Raw genomic sequence first — 11,413 nt, forward strand, 5'->3', positions numbered from 1 at the left:
CGGGTTGCCAGGTTGACGGAGAAAGAAATTTTACAAGGTCGTCCCGCAAACCAGGTGGTCGTTTGCTTGCGTTCCGCTCAGGGGGTGACACCGGACAACATCTATTACCTGCGCGACCAGAAGGAACTCGGGCTGCCGGAGACGGTGCTGCGGGTAATGGCGGATGAAAAGCGGCAACGTGTGACGGTTTTTACGGAGCGGCTGGCCCGTTTCGTTAAAATCGAGCTTCCCGGAGAAATGCTGACGTTTAGCGACAATTATTTTGATCTGTTACCGGGAACGTCCCGGACGATTGAGATCGGCCATCTGGAAGGGAAGGAAGTGACTTTTGACGAGTTGAGGGTTTCTGCGCTGAACGCATCGCTTACGGAGTATGATTGAGATCGCTGATATCCTTTCAATTGATGAGGCACGCATATCGCGTGCCTTTTGTCAGCAACATATTTAAAAGATGTCAATAACAAAGATGACAAAATCAATGTTGCGAGTGTATTGAAAGCGCTTTAAAATACAGGTGATAAGACTATCTGGTCAAAATGAAATGAGCGGGATCCAACGAATAGTGGATCGTTAATTTTAATATTGTCAACAACATTTCGCTCTGTCGTGATATGATTCATTTCCAGTTGGTCTTGTCGTCGAGATTAAAGGGAGGGAGTCATCATGAATAGCAACGAAAATGCGTTCCCGCCCCTGTCTTCTGCAGGTGAGGACGAAAAATCGCTGAAAGTGAAGATTCAGCGGTTTGGCAGTTACTTGAGTGGCATGATCATGCCGAATATCGGTGCGTTCATCGCTTGGGGATTGATCACCGCCTTGTTTATCCCAACCGGCTGGCTGCCAAATGAACATCTGGCGAAGCTTGTCGGGCCGATGATCACGTATCTATTGCCCTTGTTGATCGGCTTCACCGGTGGGAGAATGGTTTATGATGTTCGGGGCGGTGTCGTCGGTGCTACTGCGACGATGGGAATGATCGTCGGAACGGATATTCCCATGTTCTTGGGCGCGATGATCATGGGTCCCCTCGGCGGATTTGCCATCAAAAAATTCGACGAGCTGATCCGCGGAAAGGTTCGTTCCGGTTTCGAAATGCTCATAAATAACTTTTCTGCCGGGATCATCGCCGGGATTTTGACGCTACTCGCTTATCAGGCGATCGGACCCGTCGTTCTGGCGTTGAACAAAACGCTTGCTGCCGGGGTAGAAGTAATCGTAAATGCCGGGCTATTGCCTTTGGCGAATATTTTCATCGAACCTGGAAAGGTGCTCTTTTTAAACAATGCAATCAACCATGGGGTTTTGAGCCCGCTGGGGGTTGAACAAGCAGCGAAAACGGGAAAATCGATCCTCTTTTTGCTTGAAACGAACCCGGGGCCGGGTCTCGGCATTTTGCTCGCGTACTGGCTGTTTGGCAGAGGGATGGCGAAGCAATCCGCACCTGGGGCAGTCGTCATCCAATTCTTTGGCGGCATTCATGAAATCTATTTTCCGTACATCCTGATGAAACCCTTGTTGATCCTGGCCGTCATCGCTGGCGGTGTCAGCGCAGTGTTCACCTTTACATTGTTCCATGCCGGTCTGGTGGCCGTGCCTTCACCCGGAAGCATTTTTGCCTTGTTAGCGATGACGCCGAAAGGGAACTATCTGGGTGTATTGGCGGGTATCTTCGTCGGTGCACTCGTCTCGTTCCTCGTCGCATCCCTCATCTTGGAGCGGAGCAAAGGAGACGAGAATGAGGAAGACTTGATGAAAGCGACGGAGAAGATGGAAGAATTGAAAGGGAAGAAAAGTGCGGCCGCTGAAGCATTGGTGGGCGCTATCACGAAAAAGAAAGTGGAAAAAGTCGTCTTCGCCTGTGATGCGGGCATGGGTTCCAGCGCGATGGGAGCTTCGATCTTGCGCAATAAGATGCAGAAGGCCGGTCTGGATATCGAAGTAACGAATACTTCGATCAACGAGTTGCCGGATGACGCCGACATCGTGATCACCCACAAGGATCTGACGGAGCGGGCGAAGGCAAAATTGCCGCAGGCGACCCACATTTCCGTGGAAAACTTCTTGAACAGCCCGAAATACGATGAACTGGTTGAACGTTTGAAACATAACAGTGACGAAACATCGTGAGAAGCAAGACTGCGAGCGGTCTCAGTGTGGGGCCGCTCATTGGAGTGATCTGCCCATGTACGTATCAGCGAGAGAACGGCAAATCCTGCAACTGTTGCTCGACCGAGAAGAAGAAATGACGGTCAAGGAGATCGCGGCTGAGGTTCAGGTGAGCGAAAGAACGGTGCACCGGGATCTGAAAAACGTGGCAGATATATTAGAGACGTTCGGTCTCTCGCTGGATAAAAGAACGGGGATCGGGATCAAGATCAAGGGTCCTACCGAAAAAAAGAAAGAACTGGAGCTTTCCCTCTACAATGCATCGCATCCCGAGTTTACGCCAGAAGAAAGACAGACGATCATTTTGTGTTCGCTGTTGGCTTCGGAAAAACCAGTCAAGCTGGTCGCCCTGGCGAACGAATTAAACGTGACGGTGGCGACGGTCAGCCATGACTTGACGAAAGTGAATGATTGGTTGGCGTCGTTTCACCTTTCTCTCATTCGCAAGCGGGGTTACGGTGTGCAAGTCTCCGGTTCAGAGATGGCTAAGCGCCGGGCAATAAGCAGCCTGATCATGGAAAACATGACTGAGGTGGACGTGCTGGCGTACCTCCGCAACCAAATTCAAAGAAAATCAGCCCAGCAGGTAAAAACGGTTTCCGAACGTTTGCTCGGGTTTGTAGAAAAAGAAAAGCTCATGATCGCGGAGAAAGCGGTGGAGGAAATCAGAGGCGAATTGCCGTACGCCCTGTCGGACAGCGCATACATCGGCCTCGTCGTCCACCTCGCGCTCGCCCTCGAGCGTCTGCGGAAAAACGAAAAGATCGATATGGACTCGCATTCTCTCGAGGCCTTGAAGAAAACGGGAGAATACCAAATTGCGTCAGCAATCATTGACAAGTTGCGCAAAGCATTGGACCTGGAGATCCCCGAAGCGGAAGTCGGTTATATCGCAATGCATTTGAAAGGGGCGAAACTGAGAAACGCACTGGATCTTGATCTGGATGATGTCAATTTTCTCCTCGCTCTGCAAGCTCGGGACCTGATCGACTATGTGAGCAAACGAACAAATGTCGACTTGCAGGCTGACCCATCCTTATTCCAAGGACTGCTCACCCATCTGCAACCCGCGATTTATCGGGTTAAGAAGAAGTTGGGTATCTACAACCCGCTGCTGGAAGAAATCAAACGGGATTACGGCGAATTGTTCTCGATCGTCAGTGCGGGTGTGGAAGAAGTTTTCCCTGCTTTGTCCATCCCGGAGGCGGAGATCGGATATCTCGTCTTGCATTTCGCCTCCAGCCTTGAACGAATGAACGAGCTAAAGGAAATTCACGCTTTGATCCTCTGCTCCAGTGGCATCGGCTCTTCGAAGATGCTGGCGACAAGGATCAAAAAGGAGCTTCCGGAAATCAAACGGTTGCACTACGCGTCAGTCTTTGACCTGACATCCATCAACTTGGACGATTATGATGTGATCATCTCTACGATCCCCTTGGCGGGTTTTGCAAAGGAGTATATCTTGGTCAACCCGATGCTGACGGAGAACGATGTGAAAAATATCCGCGCTTGGATCGAAAGCAGACGGTCGGTACGGCGCAGCAATTCGATCAACAGGACTTCCGTCAGTGAAGAAAAAGCGTCAAACAGGGTGTCAGGCGAGGGAAATCGAAAATATCACATTCCTTTTCAGGACATACACGAGTATTCCGGAATCATCAGCATCGTCCTGGAAGGCTTTCGTCTGACGATCTGTGAGGATCCGCATCACATTGGGGATGTGCTGAGGATCACCTGCTGTGAGTTGCAGCGACAGGGAGTGATCGAAGACCCGGAGGCGGTGGCCGAAGTTTTGCTGGAACGACAAAGGATGCGGGGACTCGGTATTCCGGGTTCTTCCCTCGCTTTGTTCCATGCAAGAAGCCCATATGTGCGCAAGCCTTCTTTTACAATCTGGGGATGGAAAAATCCCCTTCCAATCCGGGCAATGGATGATACACAGACGCGGACGAGAACGCTATTGCTCATGCTCTCGCCTGAGAAAACGTCGAAAAAAGCATTGGAAGTGTTAAGTCACATCAGCGCGTTGATAATCGAAAGTGAAGAGAGCATGGCATTATTCGAGTCACAAGACCAAGAAGCGATCGCCTCGTACCTCAGTGAAAGATTTCATCAGTTTTTAAGGGATCAATTTGAGTTGAGAGGAGAAGAAGGATGTTTTTTGGGAGGAAACAAACGATGACGAAACCAGTCCTTTCCGAAGATACGATCATCCTGAACGCAAGGGTGGATGACAAGGAAAGTGCGATAAAACTCGCCGGCCAATTGCTGGTGGACAACGGTTTTGTCGAGGAAGCATATATCGAGAAGATGCTGGAACGGGAAGCACTGACGTCCACTTATATCGGCAATCATGTGGCGATTCCCCACGGCACGGAAGATGCGAAAAAGGCGGTGAAAGCTTCCGGAATCTCGATCGTACAAATCCCGGAAGGTGTGGATTTTGGCGGGAACAATGTGGCCAAACTCGTCATTGGGATCGCCGGAAAAGATAACGAACATTTGGAAATTCTTTCAAAAATAGCCATTGTATGTTCCGAACCAGAAAATGTGGAAAAAATAGTAAATTCCAAAACGAAGGAAGAACTTCTTTCGTTTTTTGCCGAGGTGAACTGAGATGCTAGCTGTGCATTTTGGAGCAGGCAATATCGGGAGAGGGTTTATCGGTGCCTTGCTGGCGCAATCCGGATACGAAGTATGTTTCATCGATATAAACGATGAGCTGGTCGAGGCGTTAAACCAAAAGCGGTCGTACCGCCTTGTACAGGCTGGAGAGCCGAGAGAAGAGTTGGAAATTGAAAACGTCTGGGCGATCAATAGCCAGACAGATAGAGAAAAGGTCGTGGCGATGATTGCGCGCGCGGATCTGGTGACGACGGCCGTGGGACCAAACGTGTTACCATTGATCGCCAGTCTCATTGCTGAAGGGCTGCAAAAAAGGATTCGTGAGACGGAAAAACCGCTGAATGTCATCGCATGTGAAAACATGATTGCCGCCAGTTCTCTCTTGCGGGAAAACGTGTACAAACACGTGACGGAACAAGAAAAAGTGCTGTTTTCACAGCGTTTCGGATTTCCTGATGCCGCCGTCGACTGCATCGTCCCCAACCAAACGCATGACGATCCTCTCACCGTCGCTGTTGAGCCTTATCACGAATGGATCGTCGATGGGACCAAGGTCAAGGGTGAACAGCCGCCTGTGCGGGGCATGACATGCGTGGACGATTTAACCCCTTATCTGGAAAGGAAATTATACACCGTAAATACGGGTCATGCCATCACCGCTTATCTGGGATTTGCTTGTGGGTATTCTACGATTAAAGAAGCGATCGACGATCCGTTTATCAGGGAGATCGTGCAAAAGGCCCTCAACGAAACGGGATCGTTACTCATCGATAAATATGGCTTTGACCCTGAAGCGCATGCAGCTTATATCACAAAGATTATCGGACGCTTCCAAAATCCGTATATCTCCGACGATGTAACGCGCGTTGCTCGCTCGCCGATTCGCAAACTTGGAGCGAACGATCGCTTGGTCGGCCCTGCCCGTCAGCTGCTTACCCAAGGGAAAAAGCCGGAAAACCTAGCGATCGGCATCGCTGCCGCCCTTGCTTACGACTATGAAGGTGACGAAGAGGCGGTGCGCTTGCAGCAAACGATCGCCCATAAAGGAATTGAAGGTGCGCTTAGTGAATACGCGGGCCTTTCTCGGGAAGAGGAACTCGTGCAGCTGGTCTTGGGACAAGGACGTTGGTTAAAGGAAGTTCTACCTTCTCACCGTCGAGCGGCGGAAAGAAACACCCATTGAATCGAAAGGATATGAAGTTTTTTCGTTTGCATCTTACAAATCAATATCACACAGGTAAAATTTGAGGGCTGTTACCTCACGCCAAGTCAGTGGGGGAACAGCCCCTTATTTTTGAGCAACTATCTTTATCCTAAACAAGTTTGCAACACAAACAACTAAAATACATTAAACATTCCATCTATCCAGAAGATGGAATCAACCACTGAAATCAGGTGGGATTGCATGATTTTGGAGTGATTGGGCACGCTGAAAAAGAATCGACGAGGAGGGACAGACGATGCTTTTTTTTCGGTCGGGCAGAAACAGAAGACGTCGTAATCAACAGTTACCGAAGCGGGAAAAGCAACCCGTCTTCCCAACGCTGGAGGAGAACCACAGATTTATTCAAGAGATGTTGTTTCATACCAACGATCTGAAGCATCGGACCATCACGTTTCAAGGAAAACAGATGATGATTTTGTATTTGGAATCATTGGCCGATACGGACCGCATCGAAAAAGAGATACTCTTCCCGATCGTTCGTGAAAAGGAAGGAGATGTTCAGGATGTAATCACTTCCGCACATGTCGAAAAACAAGAAGATTTGAGGAGCGTCGTCGACAAGCTGGTACAGGGACAAACTGTCATCATCGTGGAGGGGGATGCGGTTTGTTATGTGATGGATACCCGTACCTCACATAATCGTGGTATTGAGGAGCCAGACAACGAACGGGTGGTACGCGGTCCGCACAGTGGATTTATCGAGAATTTAACGGTTAATTTGTATCAGTTACGCACGCGAATCGAGAACCGTCATCTAGTAGTTCGCTACTACAATGTTGGAAAAGTAACGAAAACAAAAATCGCGATCGTTTATATGGAAAACCTGGCCAACCCTGATTTAATTAAAGAAGTGGATAAACGAATTTGCTCGATCTCTACCGACACCATAATAAACCCGGGATTTATACAGGAATTTATGGAGGATGATCCGTGGTCTCCGTTTCCGCAAAGTTTGAACACGGAACGTCCCGACCGGGCAATGGCTCATTTGATGGAAGGGCGTGTGGTGCTGTTGTCCGAGGGGGACCCAACAGCGTTGATCCTTCCCGTGACCTTGTTCGCCTTTTATCAATCACCTGATGATTTCCACAGCCGGTGGTGGGTTGGATCGTTTGTGCGGATGATCCGCTTAGCCAGTTTTTTGTTGGCAATTCAATTACCGGCGATATATATCGCGGTGGTTTCGTTTCACCCGGAAGTATTGCCGGTGGACTTGGTATACACCATCAGAGCTACATTGGACAGAGTCCCGTTTCCACCCATATTGGAAGCGTTATTGATGGAGCTATCGTTGGAACTGATTCGCGAAGCGGGGATTCGCCTGCCCAGTCCTGTCGGTCAGACGATCGGTATCGTAGGCGGTTTGGTGATGGGGGACGCTGTTGTACGTGCGGGATTGGTTTCATACACCATGGTCATTGTCGTGGCACTGACTGCCATTTCGTCTTTTGTAGTGCCTTCCAATGAAATGAGCACGTCCATACGAATCATTCGATTTCCGATGATGATTGCGGCGTCATTTTTCGGTTTTATCGGGATCGTATTCGGGACGATGTTGGTGGTGATCCATCTCATTAAACTGGTATCATTTGGAACGCCTTATTTTGCGCCAGCCGCTCCCATGCGTTTGAAGGATATGAAAGACACGATTTTGCGCATGCCCGTTTGGAAGATGAACCAACGGCCGCACGATCCGCACCCGCAACGGATGAAACAGGAAGATGACAGCTCCAGAAGGTGGAAAAAGGATGATCAAGGAAAGCAGTAGGATTACCCAAGGTCAATTATTTTATTACATCATCCAAGCTCAAGTCGGGGTAGGTATCTTGTCGATGCCTCATGACGTGCAAGCTGTGGCCAAAGGTGGTGCTTGGATTTCCGTTTTGATTGGGGGGGTTGTTGTTCAGTTGGCCATTTTGATCATATGGGCCTTGTGCAAGCGGTTTCCCAATCTGACCATGTATGAGTATTTGCCCAAGATTTTCGGAAAGTGGATCGGCGGTTTCTTCAATTTCGCCTATATTTTTTTCTTCATTTTGATGGCCACGTTGGTACTCATTTTATTCGAGAGTTTAATTAATAAATGGATTTTCCCCTTGACACCAAGGTGGGCGACCCTATCCCTCATTGTGATCACCAGCGTGTATCTGGTCATCGAAAGTTTGCGGAAGATAACACGATTTTACGTCTTTGCCACCGTCTTGATTGTGTTGATTGTGTTGATCGCGTTGAATGCTTTTACCATTGTCAACTTCACTTACATGTTACCAATTACCGAAGCGGGTTGGGGAAAAATCTTTCTCGGTTCCAACAAAGTGATTATTTCTCTATTGGGATTTGAGTTGCTGTTGGTTGTTTATCCTTTCGTGGAGGGAAAAGCGGACGGAAAGTTGAAAGCCGCTTCCGCGGGCAATGCATTAACCACCTTGTTGTACAGTTTTATGGTGTTTATCGCACTGATCGTATTCAGTCCCATGGAATTGGCGATGATTCCGGAACCCATCCCGTATATGTTGAAAGCTTTTTCGTACAGGGTGGTGGAACGGGTAGATTTGCTTTTTTTGTCTATCTGGATGGTGATCGTGGCCACGTCGTACATGAATTATTTGTTTTTGGCCTCCAGTGGTTTTGGTCATTATTTTCATCGCGGCAATCACCGTAGGGCCGTTTACTATACTGCGATCATCAGTTTCATCTTGGCACTAATCCCTGAAGGTCCGGATGAATGCAGACTCTTTACCCAAATCGTTTCCTGGGCTAGTTATGCCTTCGTCTATGGATTGCCTTTGCTGTTCTTATTGATTTCCTTGGTTTTTCGGAAACAGGAAAAGGGGAACACGGCATGAGTAAGCGGCGGAACACCCTTGTGTTTTTGATCGTTTTGTTAATGATACTCCCCGGTTGTTGGGATATGGAATTCATTAAAGATGACCGTCTGATTTACTCCACCGCATTTGATTATTTACCCGACGGGAAATTGATGTTCACAGTTACGATACGCGACTCGATGGAAACCGGGGGTGGAGCCCAGCAACTAAATACGGTCATGAAATCGGTCGCTCGCACCACACGGGAGAGTCGTGACTTAATTCAATCGATGGTAAAAGGGAAACTCAGTGCATACAAAATCCGTATACACGTTTTGGGGGAAAGTGTGGCCAAGAAAAATATCTATCCTTTTTTGGATGTTTTGTACCGAGATCCCAAAAGCGCTTTGAATGCGCGGATCTGTGTTGCGGAGGGAAAAGCCGGTGAGATACTCCAATTAAATAATGTGGGACCCTACTTTATCGGAGAAACGATGGATGAAATGATCGCAGGCGAAGAACAAATGACCGTCGTTCCCAAAGAGAATCTTAGTTCGATCGCCCCAGTAATGTTTGATCATGGACAGGATTTCACGCTCCCCATGATCAAAAAGGCAGAGAAAAACGTACAGGTGACGGGCGCGGCATTGTTCCACGGCCACCATATGACGGGAAAGCTCAATCGTCAGGAATCGACGTTGATGTTGTTGATGGCCGGTCGAAAAGAAAAATTGGCCAGGTTGACCATACCAGTGGATCAAAAACAGAATCCCCAACAGTCCAATTACATCACGTTTGAAGTCCATAAGGTCGAACCCAAAATGAAGGTGACGGTCAAATCGAAAAACTTGATCGATGTGGATTTTCCCATGAAACTAACCGTGTCGGCCGTGGAATATCCATTGGGCGAACTGTCGCAGAAAGCCGTCAGACAAAAATTGAACAAACAGTTATCCACCATTTTCACTGCAAGTTCACAGCAAGTCATTCAAAAGCTGCAACAGGCCAATTGTGACGTGTTCGGTGTGGGGCGGCAGTTGATCGCGTTTCACCATGATGTGTGGAAACGACTGCATTGGGAGACGGATTACCGCAAGGTACGTTTTCACCCGCGTGTTCAGGTGGAAATCGACGAGAGCGGAATTATTAATTGAAAAAAGCACACCCGTTTGGTCGGGTGTGCTTTTTCTTAGACTGTATTTAACGCTCGAATCACTTTTTCAAAATGCATCTTTCTGGACGCTTTGAAGTAGACGACGGCATTGGCGGGCAATTGTTTCAAATGGCGTAACAGCGAAGCAGTCGAGTTATAATGGAACACTTTTTTGGGGTCCATCCCCTTTTCAATGGCTGATTGGGAGATGATCCTGGCGTATTTCCCCACCGTGATTAGTTGGGTCAAAGGGAGATGAGCCACGATCCGTCCGATTTGCTGATGAGCGGATCGGGTCAACTTTCCCAATTCCAACATATCCCCCAGCACCGCGACATGCGGGCGGTTTTTTCCCCATTCACGAAACGATTTCAATCCTGCTACCATCGCCGAAGGATTGGCATTCCAAGCATCATTGATCAACCATCGGTCGCGAGTACCCTTCAGCAGTTGCATGCGCATCCGGGGCGGTTGAAATGACGCCAGTCCTTTGCGGATTTGCTCGATGGAATTACCGAGAGATCTGGCGATCCCGATCGCCGCCAATGCGTTGTAGACGTTGTGTATGCCGATCGTCGGAATGAAGATAGGAACGTTTCTCCCTTCGAAACAGGCAGTGAAAGTGATTCCGTTGGTGCGTTGATCGATGTCTTTGGCCCGGATATCCGCGGTGTTATTGATGCCGAACGTGTGCACTTTCCCTAAAAAGTTTCGTGTGTTCAGTTTGCGTGAACGTTTGTCATCTGCATTGAGCCACAGGATCCCTTTGGGATTCATACCGTCGATTAGTTCTTGTTTGGCGCGAACGATGGTGTCAAGACTTCCCAAACTGCCCACGTGCGCTTCCCCCACATTGGTGACAACACCGATATCAGGACGGACAACGCTGCATTGGCGGGCGATGTTGTTGAGCGATTTCATGCCCATTTCCAGTACCAGGTATTCATGTTTTGGGGTAAGGCGGGTCAAATAGGAGGGGAGATACGTAAAGGTGTTGAGGTTGCCCATTGTTTTGACGAGCGATCTTGTCTGCGACAAGATGGCAGTCACCATTTCCGTGGTGGTGGATTTGCCCGCACTTCCGGTAATACCGATCACTGTGACAGCTGTTTGCTTCCAGTTCCACAATGCCAACCGCCAAAAGGCGACATACGGCTCTGTCACACGGATGACAGCTGAAGACAGGGGAACGGAAGAAGCGGATACCGATGAGGGAATGATCACGGCTCTGGGGACGACCCGGCGAATCGCGTCCAATTGGTGGGTCTGCGATTTTTGGGTTGAGAAGATATACAGGTGCTCGGTACGGAGATATTTGGGTTTACCGTAATTGGCCGACGACAACAACAGATCTCTCTTACCACGAACCAGCGTGCCGCCGACGATGTTCAGCAATTGGCCCAACGTGATGGATTTCGTCGTCAATCCCTCCCCTTG

Annotated in this window: 9 protein-coding genes; 8 read left to right on the forward strand and 1 reads right to left on the reverse strand. The window is 48.8% G+C overall.

Features of this window, described 5'->3' with window-relative positions; all coding sequences use genetic code 11:
* The 8 genes from NWF35_RS04375 to NWF35_RS04410 form a co-directional block, all read left to right on the forward strand.
* Positions 1-381, forward strand: a 381-nt coding sequence (locus NWF35_RS04375) for a glycoside hydrolase family 2 protein (RefSeq protein WP_363321552.1), incomplete at its 5' end; no start/stop codon positions are given.
* A 282-nt stretch (positions 382-663) separates the two neighbouring features.
* Complete coding sequence (locus NWF35_RS04380) at positions 664-2,127, forward strand: PTS mannitol transporter subunit IIBC (RefSeq protein WP_435873832.1); 1,464 nt, start codon at positions 664-666, stop codon at positions 2,125-2,127.
* Positions 2,128-2,182: 55 nt separating this feature from the next.
* Complete coding sequence (locus NWF35_RS04385) at positions 2,183-4,348, forward strand: BglG family transcription antiterminator (protein ID WP_301237859.1); 2,166 nt, start codon at positions 2,183-2,185, stop codon at positions 4,346-4,348.
* Entirely contained in the window at positions 4,345-4,782 is a 438-nt protein-coding gene (locus NWF35_RS04390; RefSeq protein WP_301237860.1) for a PTS mannitol transporter subunit IIA, read from the forward strand. Before NWF35_RS04385 ends, NWF35_RS04390 begins: the two co-directional genes overlap by 4 nt.
* Before the next feature lies 1 nt (position 4,783).
* Positions 4,784-5,974 (forward strand): mannitol-1-phosphate 5-dehydrogenase, encoded by a 1,191-nt coding sequence (locus NWF35_RS04395; protein WP_301237861.1) that lies wholly within the window; start codon positions 4,784-4,786, stop codon positions 5,972-5,974.
* Positions 5,975-6,251: 277 nt separating this feature from the next.
* Positions 6,252-7,784, forward strand: coding sequence for a spore germination protein (locus tag NWF35_RS04400; RefSeq protein WP_301237862.1), 1,533 nt, complete (start codon positions 6,252-6,254; stop codon positions 7,782-7,784).
* A complete protein-coding gene (locus tag NWF35_RS04405) occupies positions 7,765-8,862 on the forward strand; it encodes a GerAB/ArcD/ProY family transporter (RefSeq protein WP_301237863.1) in 1,098 nt (365 codons plus the stop codon). Before NWF35_RS04400 ends, NWF35_RS04405 begins: the two co-directional genes overlap by 20 nt.
* Positions 8,859-9,977, forward strand: coding sequence for a Ger(x)C family spore germination protein (locus NWF35_RS04410; RefSeq protein WP_301237864.1), 1,119 nt, complete (start codon positions 8,859-8,861; stop codon positions 9,975-9,977). The genes NWF35_RS04405 and NWF35_RS04410 overlap by 4 nt, the downstream gene beginning before the upstream one ends.
* 35 nt (positions 9,978-10,012) lie before the next feature.
* Here NWF35_RS04410 and NWF35_RS04415 read toward each other — a convergent pair whose 3' ends face one another.
* Positions 10,013-11,401: a UDP-N-acetylmuramoyl-tripeptide--D-alanyl-D-alanine ligase gene (locus NWF35_RS04415; protein ID WP_301237865.1), complete on the reverse strand. Its 1,389-nt coding sequence runs from the start codon at positions 11,399-11,401 to the stop codon at positions 10,013-10,015.
* Positions 11,402-11,413 lie beyond the last annotated feature (12 nt).

It is taken from the genome of Polycladomyces subterraneus, from assembly GCF_030433435.1.
GTDB lineage: Bacteria > Bacillota > Bacilli > Thermoactinomycetales > JIR-001 > Polycladomyces > Polycladomyces subterraneus.

What these genes read in the sequence shown, in the direction of transcription:
- NWF35_RS04380 (WP_435873832.1), top strand. Translation starts at nt 664, where the DNA reads ATGAATAGCAACGAAAATGCGTTCCCGCCCCTGTCTTCTGCAGGTGAG.
- NWF35_RS04385 (WP_301237859.1), top strand. Translation starts at nt 2,183, where the DNA reads ATGTACGTATCAGCGAGAGAACGGCAAATCCTGCAACTGTTGCTCGAC.
- NWF35_RS04390 (WP_301237860.1), top strand. Translation starts at nt 4,345, where the DNA reads ATGACGAAACCAGTCCTTTCCGAAGATACGATCATCCTGAACGCAAGG.
- NWF35_RS04395 (WP_301237861.1), top strand. Translation starts at nt 4,784, where the DNA reads ATGCTAGCTGTGCATTTTGGAGCAGGCAATATCGGGAGAGGGTTTATC.
- NWF35_RS04400 (WP_301237862.1), top strand. Translation starts at nt 6,252, where the DNA reads ATGCTTTTTTTTCGGTCGGGCAGAAACAGAAGACGTCGTAATCAACAG.
- NWF35_RS04405 (WP_301237863.1), top strand. Translation starts at nt 7,765, where the DNA reads ATGATCAAGGAAAGCAGTAGGATTACCCAAGGTCAATTATTTTATTAC.
- NWF35_RS04410 (WP_301237864.1), top strand. Translation starts at nt 8,859, where the DNA reads ATGAGTAAGCGGCGGAACACCCTTGTGTTTTTGATCGTTTTGTTAATG.